General features: G+C 64.7%; 16 protein-coding genes. 9 read left to right on the forward strand and 7 right to left on the reverse strand.

Features of this window, described 5'->3' with window-relative positions:
• From VFB18_RS03115 to VFB18_RS03125, 3 genes are all read right to left on the reverse strand, one after another.
• A partial coding sequence (locus VFB18_RS03115) for an acetyl-CoA C-acetyltransferase (RefSeq protein ID WP_324970933.1) occupies window positions 1-1,151 on the reverse strand: 1,151 nt, incomplete at its 3' end.
• A gap of 53 nt (window positions 1,152-1,204) precedes the next feature.
• Window positions 1,205-3,196, reverse strand: a complete 1,992-nt coding sequence (locus tag VFB18_RS03120; protein WP_324970935.1) for a 3-hydroxyacyl-CoA dehydrogenase NAD-binding domain-containing protein — start codon at window positions 3,194-3,196, stop codon at window positions 1,205-1,207.
• A gap of 6 nt (window positions 3,197-3,202) precedes the next feature.
• The gene (locus tag VFB18_RS03125; protein WP_324970937.1) at window positions 3,203-5,740 is read right to left on the reverse strand and encodes an acyl-CoA dehydrogenase; all 2,538 of its coding nucleotides are present in this window, start codon (window positions 5,738-5,740) and stop codon (window positions 3,203-3,205) included.
• A gap of 364 nt (window positions 5,741-6,104) precedes the next feature.
• Here VFB18_RS03125 and VFB18_RS03130 point away from each other — a divergent pair, with 364 nt between their 5' ends.
• The 7 genes from VFB18_RS03130 to VFB18_RS03160 all read left to right on the forward strand — a co-directional run bounded on the left by VFB18_RS03130 (window position 6,105) and on the right by VFB18_RS03160 (window position 12,135).
• Window positions 6,105-6,344: a CDGSH iron-sulfur domain-containing protein gene (locus tag VFB18_RS03130; RefSeq protein ID WP_324970938.1), complete on the forward strand. Its 240-nt coding sequence runs from the start codon at window positions 6,105-6,107 to the stop codon at window positions 6,342-6,344.
• A gap of 136 nt (window positions 6,345-6,480) precedes the next feature.
• Complete coding sequence (locus VFB18_RS03135; protein WP_324970940.1) at window positions 6,481-7,395, forward strand: ABC transporter permease subunit; 915 nt, start codon at window positions 6,481-6,483, stop codon at window positions 7,393-7,395.
• Between the two features lie 5 nt (window positions 7,396-7,400).
• Window positions 7,401-8,948, forward strand: coding sequence for a high-affinity branched-chain amino acid ABC transporter permease LivM (gene livM / locus VFB18_RS03140; protein WP_324970942.1), 1,548 nt, complete (start codon window positions 7,401-7,403; stop codon window positions 8,946-8,948).
• Entirely contained in the window at window positions 8,945-9,826 is an 882-nt protein-coding gene (locus tag VFB18_RS03145) for an ABC transporter ATP-binding protein (protein WP_324970943.1), read from the forward strand. Before livM ends, VFB18_RS03145 begins: the two co-directional genes overlap by 4 nt.
• Window positions 9,823-10,578: an ABC transporter ATP-binding protein gene (locus tag VFB18_RS03150; protein WP_324970944.1), complete on the forward strand. Its 756-nt coding sequence runs from the start codon at window positions 9,823-9,825 to the stop codon at window positions 10,576-10,578. The genes VFB18_RS03145 and VFB18_RS03150 overlap by 4 nt, the downstream gene beginning before the upstream one ends.
• Window positions 10,575-10,919 (forward strand): DUF6867 family protein, encoded by a 345-nt coding sequence (locus tag VFB18_RS03155; protein ID WP_324970945.1) that lies wholly within the window; start codon window positions 10,575-10,577, stop codon window positions 10,917-10,919. The genes VFB18_RS03150 and VFB18_RS03155 overlap by 4 nt, the downstream gene beginning before the upstream one ends.
• 64 nt (window positions 10,920-10,983) lie before the next feature.
• Complete coding sequence (locus VFB18_RS03160) at window positions 10,984-12,135, forward strand: branched-chain amino acid ABC transporter substrate-binding protein (RefSeq protein WP_324970947.1); 1,152 nt, start codon at window positions 10,984-10,986, stop codon at window positions 12,133-12,135.
• Here VFB18_RS03160 and VFB18_RS03165 read toward each other — a convergent pair.
• Window positions 12,132-12,341 (reverse strand): hypothetical protein, encoded by a 210-nt coding sequence (locus VFB18_RS03165; protein WP_324970948.1) that lies wholly within the window; start codon window positions 12,339-12,341, stop codon window positions 12,132-12,134. The two genes, VFB18_RS03160 and VFB18_RS03165, sit on opposite strands and share 4 nt — an antisense overlap.
• Window positions 12,342-12,483: 142 nt before the next feature.
• Here VFB18_RS03165 and VFB18_RS03170 point away from each other — a divergent pair, with 142 nt between their 5' ends.
• Both VFB18_RS03170 and purB read left to right on the forward strand, forming a co-directional pair.
• The gene (locus VFB18_RS03170) at window positions 12,484-12,972 is read left to right on the forward strand and encodes a hypothetical protein (RefSeq protein ID WP_324970949.1); all 489 of its coding nucleotides are present in this window, start codon (window positions 12,484-12,486) and stop codon (window positions 12,970-12,972) included.
• A gap of 119 nt (window positions 12,973-13,091) precedes the next feature.
• Window positions 13,092-14,390 (forward strand): adenylosuccinate lyase, encoded by a 1,299-nt coding sequence (gene purB / locus VFB18_RS03175; protein WP_324970950.1) that lies wholly within the window; start codon window positions 13,092-13,094, stop codon window positions 14,388-14,390.
• A 16-nt stretch (window positions 14,391-14,406) separates the two neighbouring features.
• On the opposite strand, the gene VFB18_RS03180 is transcribed toward purB, so the two are convergent.
• The 3 genes from VFB18_RS03180 to VFB18_RS03190 form a co-directional block, all read right to left on the reverse strand.
• Window positions 14,407-14,985 carry an SH3 domain-containing protein gene (locus VFB18_RS03180; protein ID WP_324970951.1) on the reverse strand — a complete coding sequence of 193 codons (579 nt, stop codon included), beginning with the start codon at window positions 14,983-14,985 and terminating at the stop codon, window positions 14,407-14,409.
• 151 nt (window positions 14,986-15,136) lie between these two features.
• On the reverse strand, window positions 15,137-15,886 hold the full coding sequence (locus tag VFB18_RS03185) for an HpcH/HpaI aldolase family protein (RefSeq protein WP_324970953.1): 750 nt from the start codon (window positions 15,884-15,886) through the stop codon (window positions 15,137-15,139).
• Window positions 15,887-15,894: 8 nt separating this feature from the next.
• On the reverse strand, window positions 15,895-16,071 hold a 177-nt coding region (locus tag VFB18_RS03190; RefSeq protein WP_324970955.1), incomplete at its 5' end, for an ATPase inhibitor subunit zeta.

Below are 16,071 nucleotides of genomic sequence, written 5' to 3' on the forward strand. Positions count from 1 at the left end.
CCGGTTGCGGCAAAAGGATGCCCGAAAGCTATTGATGAGCCCTTGACGTTCAGCTTCGAACGGTCGATTGCGCCCAGGGGCGCGTTCCGCCCGAGCCTCTTCCGGCAATAATCCTCTGATTCCCATGCCTTCAACGTTGCCAGCACCTGGGCCGCAAAGGCCTCGTGAATCTCGTAAAAGTCGAAATCCTGTAGCGCCAAGCCGGCTTTAGCCAGCAATTCGCTGACCGCGACGGTCGGCGCCATCAGAAGGCCCTCACCTTGAACGAAATCTACGGCCGAAGTGCGGCCTAGGGTTAAAAAAGCCTGGATAGGGATTCCCCGCTTTTTTGCCCATTCCTCCGAGGAGAGGAGGACGGTCGAGGCGCCGTCGGTAAGCGGGGTCGAGTTGGCGGCGGTGATCGTCCCGTGGCCGGAGCGGTCGAAAACCGGCTTGAGTTCCGCCATTTTTTCCAAGGAGATGTCCTCCCTGATGTTGTTGTCACGGAACACGCCAACACACGGGACCACAAGGTCGTCCATGAAGCCCTCGTCATAGGCGGCAGCCGCCTTCTTGTGGCTCTCATAGGCGAGGAGATCCTGGGCCTCGCGCGTGATTCCCCACTCCTTCGCCATCAGCTCGCAATGCTCGCCCATGCCAAGTCCGGTGCGGGGCTCAGAGGTCGAGGGGGGCAAGGGCGCAAGCTCGGCCGGGGTGAAGCCCTTGAAGGCACCCAATTTCTCCCCCATCGCCTTGGCGCGCGAGGCCTGCACCAGGCGCTGGGCGAATTTGCGCTGGAACACGACCGGAGCATCGCTCGTCGTGTCGCTGCCGAGCGCAATGCCGCATTCGATCTGGCCGGTGGCAATCTTGGCGCCGAGGTTGAGCGCCCCGGCGAGGCTCGTGCCGCAGGCCTGCATCATGGTGATGGCGGGGGTGGTGGGGGCGAGCGCGCTGCCGATCACCGCCTCGCGGGCAAGGTTCCAGTCCTTGGCGTGGGTGACGACCGCGCCTCCCATGACCTCATCGATGTGGACGCCGTGGAGGGAGAAGCGATCGACGAGGCCCCCGAGCGCGGCGATCAGCATGTCGAGATTGGACAGCTCGGCATAGGCCGTATGCGAGCGGCAAAAAGGGATGCGCGATCCTCCGAGCACCGCGACGCGTCTCATCGTAGCTTCCGTCATCCCTCAGATGTCCTTCGCCTATCCTTCATCGCCCTTCACTAAGCGGCAGCGGCCGTCGCAGCGTCGGCCGCCTTCTCGCTCCGCCTGTAGTGCAGAGGCCCGCCGCGGAACGGCGCAAAACCGGTGCCGAAGATCACCCCGGCATCGACGTGATCGGCATCGGCCACGACCCGATCGGCGAGCGCGCGCTCGGCCTCGTCGAGCATCGGCTTGACGAGCTCGCGGCCGAGCCGGGCCAGTTCGGCCTGATCGTAGACGGCCTCCTCACGCTTCGGCTTGCCCTCAACCCAAACATAGAAGCCCTCGCCCGTCTTCTTGCCGAGCTTGCCTTGCTTCACGAGACTCGAAAGCACGTTGTCGGTGTCGGGCGCCAGGTTCAGCTCCTGGCCCACGTGGTTGGCGATGTCGAGGCCGACGAGATCCATCAGCTCGAGCGGCCCCATGGGCATACCGAACTTGAGCGCGGCCTGGTCGATCTTGTCGCGCGGCTCGCCGAGCTGGTAGCGGCGCACGGCCTCCATCAGATAAGGCGCGAGCACGCGGTTGACGAGGAACCCCGAGCAGTCCTTGACGATGAGCGGCAGCTTGGAAATGGCGGTGACGAAGGAAGAGGCCTTGCGCACTTCCTCCTCGCGCGTCTGCGGCCCACGCACCACCTCGACCAGCGGAAGCTGCGCCACGGGATTGAAGAAATGAAGCCCGACGAGACGGCCCGGATCGGCAAGCGGCCGGGCGATGTCCTCGAGCTTGAGCGATGAGGTGTTGGTCGCGAGCACGGCGCCCGGCTTGATCTCCTTCTCCAGCTCGGCGAACAGCTTCTGCTTGACGTCGAGCTTCTCGACCACCGCCTCGATCACCACGTCGGCATGCTTCACATAACGGCCCTTGGGATCGGCGATGAGCCGCGCCACCGCCGCATCGATCGCCGTCTTGCCCCTGAGGTGGCGCTTGAACAGGACCTTGGCGCGGGCAAGCGCCTTTCCGATCTGCGCCTCGTCGAGATCCTGGAGGCTCGCCTGCATGCCCTGAACCACGCACCAGGCCGCGATGTCTCCGCCCATGGTTCCCGCGCCGATGACGTGCACACGGCGCGGTTTGAAGCCGTTCTTGGGCGCATCGTCCTTCAGCATCTCGGAGAGCTTGAATACGCGGCGCAGGTTGCGCGAGGTCTCGCTCGCCATCAGCGGCGCGAACATCTCGGTCTCGGCGACGCGCATGGCGGCCGGATCGTCGCCGTAATGCTCGAACAGTTCGATCAGGCGGAAGGGCGCGGGATAGTGCTCCTCGCGCACCTTGGCGGCCGTCTTCTCCCGCATCTGTTTGGCGAGCAGCCCGCGGACCGGCTGCTTCAGCATGAGCTTCTTCCACCACGGCGCGCCTTTCGACACGCGCTTCTGGAGCACGGCTTTGCGCGCCGCCCAGCGAAGATTGTGATGGGTGGGCACGAGCTGATCGACGAGGCCCATGGCCTTCGCCGCGGTCGGCCGAAGCATCTTGCCGGTCAACATCGCCGTCATGGCGTCCAGCGGGCCGGCGAGCTGGATCGATCGCACCGTGCCATTCAGCCCAGGGAAGATGCCGAGCTTCACCTCGGGGAAGCCCAGCCGCGTCCCCTCTTCGCGGTCGGCGATGCGCCAGTCGCAGGCGAGCGCCAATTCGAGACCGCCGCCCAGGCAATAACCGTGGATGGCCGCCACCACGGTGACCGGGAGCCGGTCGATGCGATCAATCAGCTCGAGCGTCTGCCGGACGACGTCCTTGATCTTCTCCTCGGTGTCGAAGCCCTCGAACTCGCGGATGTCGGCGCCGGCGATGAAGCTGCGATCCTTGGCGCTCATGATGACGAGGCCCTTGACCTCGCCGTTGGCGGCCGCGGCCTCGATCGCTTTGACGATCTCGCCGAGCTCTTCGGTTGCGCGGCGGCCGAGCGAATTCATGCTCTCGCCCTTGCGGTCCATCACCGCCCAGGCAATGCCCTCGAAGTCGATGCTGAAGCGCCAGTCCTCTAGATTGGGAAGTGTCGTCGCCATGCTCGGTTACTCGGCGGCCATATGTTCGTGCGGCTGTTCGTGCGGCTCGGGTTTGACGGGAGAAAGCGGTGAAGCCTGTGCGCTCGCAGTGCCGTAGCGCCTGGCGAGGGTTGCGGCGTCGAAATCGTCGACGGCGATCACGCGAGCAACGAGATCGCGCTGCTCGGTGAGGGCCAACGCCTCGTCCTCGGTCAGGATGCCCTTGGCCTTGGCTTCTGCGATCCAGTCGTTGTTGTGATAGCGATGCACCTCGCCCTTGCGGATGGCGCGCTCGAGCTTCTTGTCGGCCTCTTCGTTGGCGATCACTTTCTTCAATGTGTGCTCCAGCACCCCGACCCGATCGCTCGGATCGTCCGTGGCGAAGATGTCGCGGGTAAGACGGTCGCGGAAGGCGCCGGGCTGTAGCGCCTGACGTACGATCGCCTTGCCCTCGGCATCGCTTGCCGGCGCGCGCGTGCCGAAGGGGAACACGAGCGGCCGCATGGCGAAGGCGGCAGCCTTGATGGGGAAATTGCGCAACACGCCGAGCAAGGCCTGATCGAAGCGGTAGAGGCAGTTCCTGGCGCAGTAGCTGACGAGGGGAAGGTCGGCGGCCTGACGCCCGTCGTCCTCATAGCGCTTCAGCACGCAGGACAGGAGGTAGAGCTCGGACAGCGCATCGGCCATGCGCCCTGTGATCTTCTGCTTCACCTTGAGATCGCCGCCGAGGAGTGCGACCGTCATGTCGGCGACGAGCGCGAAGGAGCGCGAGGCGCGTGCAAGCTCCTTCCACCAGCGCCTTGTCGGTCCAGCACCAGGGGGCGACGAGGCGAAGACCCCGAAGGTGAGATTGTGGAAGAGCGCGCCGGCGGCGTTCGACACGGTGAAGGCCGCATGCTCATCGAGCGTCTCCTCGAACAGCGCGATCCCACGCTCCTCATCGCTGTCCCGCAGGGCCTCGATCTCGGTGAACAGATAAGGGTGGCTCCTGAGCGCGCCTTGCGCGAAGGTGATCAGGGTCCGGGTCAGAATGTTGGCCCCCTCCACGGTGATGCACACCGGCATCATCTGGTAGGCGCCCTGGATATAGTTCGACGGCCCGTCGCAAATGCCGCGCCCGCCGTGGATGTCGAGGGCATCGTTGACGCTCTGGCGCATGCGCTCGGTCGACACATATTTGAGGAGCGCGGAGATGACGGCCGGCTTCTCTCCGGCCGAGACCATCGAGGCGGTCACCGCCCGGGCGGCCTCGAGCTCGTAGGCGTTCTCGACCATGCGCGCCAAAGGTTCCTCCACGCCCTCCATGAAGCCGATCGGCAGGCTGAACTGCTTCCTGATGCGGGCGTAAGCGGTGCTCGCCCTGAGCAGCGCCTTGGTCGCTGCCGCGCTCGTCGCCGGCAGCGAGATGGAGCGGCCGGCGGCGAGGCAGGCCATCAGCATGCGCCAGCCCTGCCCAGCGCGCTCGGCCCCACCGATGATCCAGTCAATGGGGATAAAAACATCCCTCCCCTTGGTCGGTCCGTTGGGGAAGGCCGCGCCGGCCGGGAGGTGGCGTCTGCCGATCTCGACGCCCGGATGGTCGGTCGGAATGAGCGCCAACGTGATGCCTATATCCTCGCCGCGGCCGAGCAGATTGTCGGGATCGAACAGGCGGAAGGCGAGCCCGAGCAGCGTCGCGTTCGGCGCGAGCGTGATGTAGCGCTTGTCCCAGGTGAGCCTGATGCCGAGCGTCTCCTTGCCCTCATGCACGCCCTTGGCGACCACGCCGATGTCGCGCATCGAGGCGGCATCCGAGCCGGAGAACGGGCCGGTGAGAGCAAAGCAGGGAATCTCGACGCCCTTGGCGAGCCGCGGCAAATAGTACTCCTTCTGCGCGTCGGTTCCGTACTTCTCGATCAGCTCGCCTGGGCCGAGCGAGTTCGGCACCATGACGATGGTGACGCCGTCGGGGCTTCGCGAGGAGATCTTGCCGATGATGAGCGACTGCGCCTGAGCCGAGAAGCCCAAGCCCCCATGGGCGCGCGAGATGAGCATGCCGAGGAAGCCGTTATCGCGCACGAAGCGCCAGACATCGTCGGGAATGTCGTGCAGCTCGTGGCGGACGCGCCAGTCGTTGAGGCGCTTGCAGAGTTCGGTGGTCGGTCCGTCGAGAAAGGCGCGTTCCTCGGCCGAAAGGGTGATGGGAGCTACGCGGCGGAGTTTCGACCAGTCGGGCGTGCCGCTGAAGAGCTCGGCGTCCCAGCCGACCGTGCCCGCCTGAAGCGCCTCGCGCTCGGTCTCCGAAATTGAAGGCATGACGCCTTTCAACGCCCGGTAGGCCGGAAGCGTGACGTATTTGCGCTTGAGCTCGGGAAAGCTCGCCATGAAGAGAAGTGCGGCGAGGAGCCAGCCTATGAACGACCACCAGGGGAAGGCGGGCCAATGAAGATGGCCATGGACGAGGCCCATCTGCGCGCTGAAGGTAAATGCGGCGACGAACAGGGCCCACACGGACAGCGAGGCGCGGTTCATTGCAAGCGCGAACAGAGCAGCGAGAGACAGGCCCGCGAAAATCAGCTCAGCCATGGACGGCCTCCAAACGCGCCTTGGTCTTGATCCGTCCCCGGCCGGAACGCCCTAAGTAGGCCTTGTCGCAACCGGCGCCGAGCGCCGACCCGGCTTTTGGCCCTCTATGGTCCGGTTGGCTCATGGACTCAAGTCTTTTCGCGTCTTTTCGCTGAGCGCAAGGGAGGGGCGGCTGTTCGTCACGAATCGCCCCCGCGCCCGATCTTGCCGACGACAGATTCCTAGTGAATTAACGCCATCAGGGGTCGCGCCTAAAGGTTGCTCGGTCTTTCGGTTTTGCTTGATCGGCTTCCTTGTGCGGGCGGAGCGAATTGGCTAAGGAAGGCGGAAATTCCTGGCCAAAGAGCCATTGCTGGGGAGCGCCATGTCAGAGCCGGAACGACCGCAGCTCAGCCCTTATCAGGTCGAGTTGAAAGCCGGGCGACGTTACGCTTGGTGCCGCTGCGGGCGAAGCAAGAAGCAGCCCTTTTGCGACGGCTCGCATGAAGGCACGGGCATAGAGCCGCTGACGTTCACCGCCGAGCGCGACGAAACGGCGCTGCTGTGCGGCTGCAAGGACACCGGCGATCCGCCTTACTGCGACGGCTCCCACCTGTTGCTCTAGCTTTCGGCATGCCTGCGCCTTATGCGGCGTTGTGCGCTTCGCGCGCTTCTTGCTAAGAAGGGGCGATAAGCGGGCGGGGGAGCCTGCATTTTCGGTCTGCAAGCCCGGTTCGGGGGAAGGCGGGGCGACCTCAAGCATGGCCTATTTCCTACAGCAGCTCATCAACGGGATCGCGCTCGGCTCGATCTACGGGCTCATCGCCATCGGCTACACCATGGTCTATGGCATCATCGGCATGATCAATTTCGCCCATGGCGACATCTTCATGGTGGGCGCCTTCATCGCCCTGATCGCGTTTCTGCTGCTGCTCAGCCTTGGGGTCACCCTCGTTCCCGTTGCTCTCTTCCTCGTGCTCGTCATCGCCATGGCGCTGACGGCGGTGTGGGGCTGGACGGTCGAGCGCATTGCCTACCGGCCATTGCGCGAATCCTTCAGGCTCGCGCCGCTGATCACGGCGATCGGCATGTCGATCATCCTGCAGAATTTCGTCCAAGTATCGCAAGGCGCGCGGGTGAAGCCGCTCCAGCCCGTGGTCACCGGAGGCTACGAGCTGTTCAAGCAGGGCGATTTCGCAGTCATCCTGTCCAACATCCAGATCCTGATCGTGGTGACGACGGTCGTGCTGATGGGCGCCTTCTGGCTGATCATCGCCAGGACGCCGCTCGGGCGGGCGCAGCGCGCCTGCGAACAGGACCGGCTGATGGCCGCGCTCTCCGGCGTGAATGTCGACCGCACCATCTCGCTCACCTTCGTGATGGGGGCGGCGCTCGCCGCCGTCGCGGGGCTCCTTTACCTTCTCTATTACGGCGTGATCGACTTCTATATCGGCTTCGTCGCCGGCATTAAGGCCTTCACCGCCGCCGTGTTCGGCGGCATCGGCTCGCTGCCCGGCGCCATGCTCGGCGGACTCGTGATCGGGCTGATCGAGACCTTCTGGTCCGCCTATTTCACCATCGAGTACAAGGACGTCGCCGCGTTCTCGATGCTCGCCATCGTCCTCATCTTCTTCCCCACCGGGCTGCTCGGCCGTCCGGAAGTGGAGAAGGTCTGAGCACCTTGGGAGAGACCGGCAAATCCTTCGGTCAGCGGCTCCAGGCGGCCATCGGCGACGCGCTTATCGGCGGCATCATCGCCTTTCTGCTGTTTTCTCTCCTGCTCGGCGAGCGCACGGTCGATAGCGTCACCGGTCTCACGCTCAAGCCCCGGCCGATGCTGCTCGCGATCGCGGTCGGCATCGTCGTGGCGGGGAGGCTCCTGCTCAGCCTGTTCGTCTGGCATGCCGAGTATCCCATCACCACGCCCTTCGCCAAACTCTTCACCCGCGAGCGCTTCGACCGGCGCGATCTGATCGTCCTGTGCTCCACGGCGGGCGCGGCGGCACTCATCCTCATCGTCGGGAGCATCGCGGGCGCGCCGGTCCTCGTGTTGATCGGCACGCTCGTGCTCGGCTTCCTCTTCGGCGGCGCGCTGCGGCGCACCATCGTCTTTTTCTTCCCCGATCTTCCTTATGCCCGCATCTTCACCATCGGCGGGATCCTGTTCGCCGTGTTGTTTCCCATATGCTCCTATCTCATCGAGAAGGCGTTCCATCCCGGATTGCCGCTGCGCTACCTGCTCGACCTGTCGATCCTCGTCCTCACCTATGTGATGCTCGGCTGGGGACTGAACATCGTGGTCGGGCTCGCGGGCCTGCTCGATCTCGGTTATGTCGCCTTCTATGCCGTAGGCGCCTACGTGTTCGCGCTGCTTGCGATGCATTTCGGCCTCGGTTTCTGGATGTGCCTGCCGATCGCGGGCGCGGCGGCGGCGCTATGGGGCATCACGCTCGGATTTCCGGTGCTCAGGCTCCGCGGCGATTATCTCGCCATCGTCACGCTTGCCTTCGGCGAGATCGTGCGCATCGTCCTGCTCAACTGGACGAACGTCACCAACGGGCCTAACGGCATCTCCGGCATCCCCAAGCCCACCTTCTTCGGACTGCCCTTCACCGCCGCGGGCCCGGTGACGTTCGCGAGTTTCTTCAACCTCAAATACGACCCGCTCCAGGGCATCATCTTCCTCTATTACGTGATCCTCGGGCTCGCCTTCATCACCAATCTGGTGACGCTCAGGCTCCGCCGGTTGCCCATCGGGCGCGCCTGGGAGGCGATGCGCGAGGACGAGATCGCCTGCCGCTCGCTCGGCATCAACACCACCGTCACCAAGCTCACCGCCTTCGCCACCGGCGCTCTGTTCGGCGGGCTCGCCGGCTGCTTCTTCGCTACGCGGCAGGGCTTCGTCAGCCCGGAGAGCTTCACCTTTATCGAATCCGCCATCATCCTCGCCATCGTCGTGCTCGGCGGCATGGGAAGCCAGCTCGGGGTGGCGATCGCCGCGCTCGTCATGGTGGGCGGCTTCGAGGCGCTCCGTCACACCGACTGGCTCCAGGACATCTTCGGCTCCGAGTTCGACCCGGCCCTCTACCGCATGCTTCTGTTCGGCGTGGCCATGGTGGCGATCATGGTGTGGCGCCCGCGCGGCATCGTCGGCACGCGCTCGCCGACCATCGTGCTCGATAAAGCGCACGCCATCTCCAAAGACTTGGTGCGAGAGGGCCGCGCATGAGGTCCTGGCAGGAGAACCCCCTACTCAAGGTCGAGCACCTCACCATGCGCTTCGGCGGTCTTCTCGCCGTCGATGACGTTTCCTTCGAAGCTGGACGCAACGACATCACCGCCCTGATCGGGCCGAACGGCGCCGGCAAGACCACGGTGTTCAACTGCATCACCGGCTTCTACAAGCCGACCGAAGGATCGATGCAGCTCACTCATCCGAACGGCCAGAGCTTCCAGCTCGAGCGGCTCGACGACCACCTGATCAACTCCGACGCGCGCGTGGCGCGCACCTTCCAGAACATCAGGCTGTTCCAGGGCATGACGGTGCTCGAGAACCTGATGGTGGCGCAGCACAACGCCTTGACCCGCGCCTCGGGGCTCCCGAGCGGCGCGGTTCTCGGCTTCGGCATCTTTGCCACGCTCGGCGCCATTCTTCATGTCGGCGGCTACGTCAGGGCCGAGAGAGAGGCGATCGACTACGCGCGCTATTGGCTCGACCGGGTCGGGCTGCTGCGCCGCGCCGACGAGCCGGCCGGCTCCCTTCCCTACGGCGATCAGCGGCGGCTCGAGATCGCCCGCGCCATGTGCACGCGCCCTCTCCTGCTTTGCCTCGATGAGCCGGCGGCAGGGCTCAACGCGAGAGAGAGCGAGGCGCTCAACGAGCTCCTGTTCTCCATCCGCAAGGAGGAAGGCATCGCCCTTCTCCTCATCGAGCACGACATGAGCGTGGTCATGCGCATCTCCGACCATGTCGTGGTGCTCGACTACGGCAAGAAGATCGCCGACGGGACCACCGAGGAAGCGCGCAACGACCCCCGCGTGATCGCCGCCTATCTCGGCGTGCCCGACGAGGAGGTGAGCGAAGTCGCCCGCGAGGTGCGCAGATGAGCGCGCCGCTGCTCGAGTTGCGCAAGGTGACGGCCTGCTATGGCGTGCTGCCGATCCTGCACGGCGTGAGTCTCGACATCAAACAGGGCGAGATCGTCGCGCTGATCGGCGGCAACGGCGCCGGCAAGACAACTCTGATGATGACGATCTTCGGTCGCCCCCGCGCGCGTGAGGGTCACATCCTGTTCCAGGGCCGCGACATCACCGGCCTTCCGACGCATGAGGTGGCGCGGCTCGGCATCGTTCAATCGCCGGAGGGACGGCGCATCTTCTCGCGCATGACAGTGCTCGAGAATCTCCAGATGGGAGCGATCGTTGCCAACAATGCGGCTGCCTTCGATCAGGACCTCGAGCGCGTGTTCACGATGTTTCCGCTGCTCAAGGCGCGACAGTACCAGCGGGGCGGAACGCTTTCCGGCGGTGAGCAGCAGATGCTCGCCATCGCCCGCGCGCTGATGGGCCGCCCCACCCTGCTGCTGCTCGATGAACCTTCGCTTGGACTTGCGCCGCTCATCGTGAAGCAGATCTTCGGCGCGATCCGCGCCCTCAACACGGATTATGGACTGACGGTGTTCCTCGTCGAGCAGAGCGCTTACCACGCGCTCAGGCTTGCCCATCGCGGATATGTCATGGTCAACGGCAAGATCACCATGAGCGGCACGGGCGCCGAACTCCTCGGCAGCAAAGAGGTGCAGGCGGCCTATCTCGAAGGCGGCGCGCATTCGGGCCCGCGCGTCGGGGTGCGCAAATGATCTGGCTTTCCGACGACGGTCCGATCGTATTCCTCGTGCTGACGGGAATCCTCGGCGGCGGGGCGGCATTTCTCTCGGGCCGCGCGCTCGCGCGCGGCTGGAAGCCCTTCTGGCGCGTGTTCTTCTACATGGCGCTCCTCGCCGCCGCCGTGCGCTTCTTCCACTATGCGCTGTTCGACGGCGAGCTCCTGTCGCCCTACTATTATTCCATCACTTACGCGATCCTGGTTGCCGCCGCCTGTCTCGGCTTCCGCGTGATGCGCACCACGCAGATGGTCACGCAATATCGCTGGCTCTACGAGCGGACGAGCCCGATCACTTGGCGCGACCGCAAGGCATGATTTTGCAAGAGCGCTCGAAACAAATGAGATAGAGTCGGGACGGGTCTTCGCGAGGGAGGTGACGATGAAGCGCTTTGCCGGGTTTCCAGCGGCCTTAGCCGTGGCCCTCGTGATGGCGGCTTGCGGCGATGGCGGCGGCAAGGGAGGCGACACCGTCCAGGTCGGGGTGGAAGCGCCGGTCACCGGCCAATATGCCTCCTTCGGCGCTCAGTTGACCAACGGCGGCCAACTGGCGGTCGAAGACATCAACGCCGCCGGCGGCGTGCTCGGCAAGAAGCTCGAACTCGATACCGGCGACGACGCATGCGATCCGAAACAAGCGGTCGCGGTCGCCAACCAGATGACCGCAAACGGCGTGGCGCTCGTCGTCGGGGGCTATTGCTCGGGCTCCTCGATCCCGGCCTCAAAGGTCTATGCCGAATCGAACACGATTCAGATCTCGCCGGCTTCGACCAACCCGGTGCTGACCGACGACCGCGCAGGCCCGAACATCTATCGCGTGTGCGGCCGCGACGATCAGCAAGGGGGCGTCGCCGGCAAGTATCTCGCCGAGCATTTCGCCGACAAAAACATCGCCTTCGTCCACGACAAGACCGCCTACGGCAAGGGACTGGCCGACGAGACGCTGAAGGCGATGAACGCGGCGGGCAAGAAGGAGGCGATGTACGAGGCGATCACCGCCGGCGAGAAGGATTATTCGGCGCTCGTGTCCAAGCTCAAGCAGGCCAACATCGACGTCCTCTATTTCGGCGGCTATCACACCGAGGCCGGCCTCATTATCCGCCAGATGCGCGACCAGGGCATGAACACCACCCTCATGGGCGGCGATGCGCTCGTGACCCAGGAGTTCTGGTCGATCACCGGGCCCGCCGGCGAAGGCACGCTCATGACCTTCTCGCCCGACCCGCGCAAGAATCCCGCCGCCGCCGAGGTGGTGAAGCGCTTCAAGGACAAGGGCATCGAGCCGGAAGGCTACGTGCTCTACACTTATGCCGCGTTCCAGGCGTGGAAGCAGGCGGCCGAGAAGGCGCAGTCGGTCGATTCGGCCGAGGTGACGAAGGCGCTCAACGACACCGAGTTCGACACGGTGATCGGCAAGTTCAGGTTCAACGAGAAGGGCGACCCGAACCTGCCGCCTTACGCCGTCTATCGCTGGTCTAACGGCACCTACGAGCAGTTGGCCGGCGACGAGGCGCCCAAGGCCGCAGCCAATTAGCGTTTCCTGGCAGGCGCCTGCGACTTGAAATAGGCCTCGAGCTCCCTCTCGACGCGGACGAAATCGTCGGGCAGCGGCAGCCCGAGCGCCTTGAACTCGTTCAGCTTCTCCATGATGCGGAGATAGAGGTCGTGCGGGTTCTCAGGGGGGTTGTCCATCTGGTTGATGAGGAGGGCAAGCTCAGCCTCCAGATCGTCGAATGCCATGACGTGGCCCCTCCTCGGGCTCTTGCGTGACAGGGTCCGCACCATAGACAAGGCCGGCCAAGAAGTCAGCATGGCAGCCGCCGATTGCGGGGAAGCCATTTCCCCGGCATAGTCGAGGCGAGACGGACCGGGGGAAGCGGCAATGGAAAAAGTGACGTTCGACAAGGTGGTAGGCTTCATTCTCGCCGCCTGTTTTGCGCTCGTCATCGGCATCTCGATGTGGGCGCTTCTGGTCGGCGATTACATGAACACGGCGATGAACGAGCAGGCCCAGCAAAGCCTTCGCATCGTGGGCTTTGCAGGGGCGCTTGCCGCGCTGACCACTTGGTGGGTGCAGCAGTTCGCCGCCAAGCGCGGCTTCGTGGTACGCTTCATGTTCGCGCTGTTCATCTTCGTGGTCGCCTTCTCCAGTTTCGGCGGCCTGCTGCGCGTCATCTACAGCCACGTCAGCTATCCGAGCCAGCAGGATTGGTCGCTGCAAGGGCTCTACTGGGCCTCGCAGAGCGACCTCGTCTCCTTCGTGATCTTCATGCTGGTGCCCCCGCGCCCGGCCTATGCCGTCCTCCTCGCCGCAGCGGCCATCTACATCGCCGTCTTCGGTCCGCGCGAGGCCCGCGAAGTCGAGACGTGAAGAGGTAAGGACCTGGATCGCGCCAAATTCAGGGCGTCCAGAATTGAGCATGGTCCGAGGCTCTGATAGACGTTGACATTCTTTCGTAAGTCCCACCGGGAAGAGGCGTTCCCGCTTAGATGATTCCCCGCTACAGCCGCCCCGAAATGGCTCGCATCTGGGAGCCCGAGGCCAAATTCCGCATCTGGCTCAAGATCGAGACCTATGCCGCCGAGGCCATGGCCGAGCTTGGCCAGGTCCCCAAAGACGCGGTCAAGGCGATCAAGGCGCGCGGCAACTTCGACGTCGCCCGTATCGACGAGATTGAGCAGGAGGTGAAGCACGACGTCATCGCCTTCCTCACCTCGGTCGCCGAGCATGTCGGGCCGGAGGCCCGCTTCCTGCATGCAGGGCTTACCTCCTCCGACGTGCTTGACACCTGTTTCAACGTGCAGCTCGTCGAGGCGGCCGACATTCTCATCGCCGACGTCGATGCGCTCCTAACAGCGCTCAAGGCGCGCGCCTTGGAGCACAAGAACACGATCACGGTCGGCAGGAGCCACGGCGTTCATGCCGAGCCCACCACCTTCGGACTCAAGCTCGCGGTCGCCTATGCCGAATTCGCCCGCGCCAAGGAGAGGCTCGAGCGCGCGCGCGAAGAGGTCAGAACCTGCGCCATCTCGGGTGCGGTCGGCACCTTTGCCCATGTCGATCCGAGGGTCGAGGCCTATGTGGCGAAGAAGCTCGGGCTCGAGGTCGAGCCGATCTCGACGCAAGTCATCCCGCGCGACCGGCATGCCCTGTACTTCGCCACGCTCGCCGTGGTGGCGAGCTCGGTGGAGCGGCTCGCGACCGAGATCAGGCATCTGCAGCGCACCGAGGTGCTCGAGGCCGAGGAATTCTTCAGCGAAGGGCAGAAGGGCTCTTCAGCCATGCCGCACAAGCGGAACCCCGTGCTGTCGGAGAACCTGACGGGGCTCGCCCGGCTCGTGCGCGGTTACGCGGCGCCTGCCCTCGAGGACGTGGCGCTCTGGCACGAGCGCGACATCTCGCACTCGTCGGTCGAGCGGGTGATCGGACCCGACGCCACCATCGCGCTCGACTTCGCGCTGGCAAGGCTTGCGAGCATCATCAAAAATCTTGTCGTCTATCCGGAGCGCATGCGGGCGAATCTCGACCGGCTCGGCGGGCTCGTGCACTCCCAGCGCGTGCTTCTCGCTCTGACCGCCGCAGGGGTGCCGCGCGAGGAGGCCTACCGGCTCGTGCAGCGGAACGCGATGAAGGTGTGGAACGAAGGCGGCGATTTCCTCGCGCTCTTGCTTGGCGACAGGGACGTGCGCAAAGCGCTGTCGGAAGACCAGCTGCGCGCCCAATTCGACCTCGGCTATCATACCAAGCACGTCGACACGATCTTCGAACGCGTGTTCGGCGGGGCGTGAGCGTTGCGGCCGGTGCTCAGTTTCCCTCTTCCTTGCCCACGCTCGTCATGTCGATGGTCTTGTAATTGAATTCGACATCTCCGCCGTAGTCGATGTTGTAATCGGCGCCCTCGCCGCGGAAGATATGCGGGACGTAGCGATAGCGGTCCCTCTCCTGCGCGATCATGAAATAGCGCCGACGGTAGAACGACGGCTCGATCGCGACGTAAGGCGGGATGTCGTGATACCAGTCGGCTTTCGGGTAATAGCCCGAGCGGTAGGGATAAGGCGGCAGAATCGGCCAGAGCTGGCTGCCGTCGGCGAGCGTGACGCCGCCGCGCACGGGGCCCCTGGTCGGCGTCGCGGCGGCGATGGCAAGCCCCCGCTTGGACGCATAGCCCGAATAACTGTTCCAGCTGACGCGGCACCAGGCGCCCGAGCAGCGTCCGATCGTCACCGTAGAGCCGGCCGGAATGGTCAGGAGGATCTCCGCTCCGCTCGAGGGCCCGGCCCGCAAGGAAACCTGAGCCGTAGTTCGGCCCTCCGCCGCCCATGCGGACGCCGTACCAACGACGAGCGCCAACACCGCGACCAGGGTTGAAAGCAACGAGCGCATGTTTAAGTCCCTCATTCCCTGAGGACCATTCTGGCACAGGCGGACCTGCAACGTCAGCGGCAGAGTTGACACTGAGGACGGAAGGCCAAGCAACGGTCTTTGGCCGTTGCCCGCGTGCCACATGTTGGCACCCTGGCTTTGCCCTACGGCGTCACTTGGTGCGCGCCGCCCCAAGCGTTGCGGCGGCGGCCTTGCTGAACCAGCCGGCGTCGGTGCCGACGGCGACAATGTCCCATCCCTCCTCGACCCGCGGCCTGGCGAAGTCGACGTCGTTGGCAAAAATCAGCGACATGACAGATAGTTCGCGGCATTTGCGGAGAACGAGTGTCATCGCTTCCTTGACCTCCTTCGCCCAGATGTCGAGGCGCCCGGTAAGTGCGACGGAGAGGTCGTTCGGTCCGAAGCAGACCATGTCGACGCCGTCGATCGAAAGGATCTCTTCGAGGCTATCTAGGGCGCCTCGCGTCTCGATCTGAGGACAGGCGATGGTGAAGCCATTGGCGGTCGTGAAGTAGTCGCCCGCCTGGTCGAGCCTCGCGCGGTAAGGGCCCCAGCTGCGCAAACCCCGCGGCGGGTACTTCACCGCTGTCACGAAGGCTTCGGCGTCCTCGACCGTCTCGATCAGGGGACACATGATGGCCTGCGCGCCGGCATCGAGCGCGCGGCCGACCAGCCCAGGGTCGTTCTCGGCGACTCGGACGATCGCCGGCAGCTTGGCCGCGCGCGCCGCCGTGAGGCAGGCAAGAAGCGCCTCGTTGCCGCCAAGCCCGTGCTGCTGGTCGATGGTGATGCAGTCCCAGCCCGCCTCGCCGATCAGCTCGATGAGGAAGGGGTTGTTCAGCGTGAGCCAAGCGTTGAACAGGGTACGGCGGGCCTTGGCCGCCTCGCGAAAGCGATCCATGGTCCGGCTTACGACTTTGCTTCGGCTTCGATCTGGGCCAAGGCCTCGCCCATCAGCTCCGACATCTTGCGGCGGATCTGGTGGTCCGACAGCGCGAGGCCCTTGGCGTCGAAATCCTTCCTGATCTTGCGGAACACGTCCTCTTCGCCGGGCTGCTCGAGGTCGGCCTTGATCACCTCGCGCGC

Source organism: Methyloceanibacter sp. (assembly GCF_035650995.1).
Classification (GTDB): domain Bacteria; phylum Pseudomonadota; class Alphaproteobacteria; order Rhizobiales; family Methyloligellaceae; genus Methyloceanibacter.

What these genes read in the sequence shown, in the direction of transcription:
- VFB18_RS03120 (WP_324970935.1), bottom strand. Translation starts at nt 3,196, where the DNA reads ATGGCGACGACACTTCCCAATCTAGAGGACTGGCGCTTCAGCATCGAC.
- VFB18_RS03125 (WP_324970937.1), bottom strand. Translation starts at nt 5,740, where the DNA reads ATGGCTGAGCTGATTTTCGCGGGCCTGTCTCTCGCTGCTCTGTTCGCG.
- VFB18_RS03130 (WP_324970938.1), top strand. Translation starts at nt 6,105, where the DNA reads ATGTCAGAGCCGGAACGACCGCAGCTCAGCCCTTATCAGGTCGAGTTG.
- VFB18_RS03135 (WP_324970940.1), top strand. Translation starts at nt 6,481, where the DNA reads ATGGCCTATTTCCTACAGCAGCTCATCAACGGGATCGCGCTCGGCTCG.
- VFB18_RS03145 (WP_324970943.1), top strand. Translation starts at nt 8,945, where the DNA reads ATGAGGTCCTGGCAGGAGAACCCCCTACTCAAGGTCGAGCACCTCACC.
- VFB18_RS03150 (WP_324970944.1), top strand. Translation starts at nt 9,823, where the DNA reads ATGAGCGCGCCGCTGCTCGAGTTGCGCAAGGTGACGGCCTGCTATGGC.
- VFB18_RS03155 (WP_324970945.1), top strand. Translation starts at nt 10,575, where the DNA reads ATGATCTGGCTTTCCGACGACGGTCCGATCGTATTCCTCGTGCTGACG.
- VFB18_RS03160 (WP_324970947.1), top strand. Translation starts at nt 10,984, where the DNA reads ATGAAGCGCTTTGCCGGGTTTCCAGCGGCCTTAGCCGTGGCCCTCGTG.
- VFB18_RS03165 (WP_324970948.1), bottom strand. Translation starts at nt 12,341, where the DNA reads ATGGCATTCGACGATCTGGAGGCTGAGCTTGCCCTCCTCATCAACCAG.
- VFB18_RS03170 (WP_324970949.1), top strand. Translation starts at nt 12,484, where the DNA reads ATGGAAAAAGTGACGTTCGACAAGGTGGTAGGCTTCATTCTCGCCGCC.
- purB (WP_324970950.1), top strand. Translation starts at nt 13,092, where the DNA reads ATGATTCCCCGCTACAGCCGCCCCGAAATGGCTCGCATCTGGGAGCCC.
- VFB18_RS03180 (WP_324970951.1), bottom strand. Translation starts at nt 14,985, where the DNA reads ATGCGCTCGTTGCTTTCAACCCTGGTCGCGGTGTTGGCGCTCGTCGTT.
- VFB18_RS03185 (WP_324970953.1), bottom strand. Translation starts at nt 15,886, where the DNA reads ATGGATCGCTTTCGCGAGGCGGCCAAGGCCCGCCGTACCCTGTTCAAC.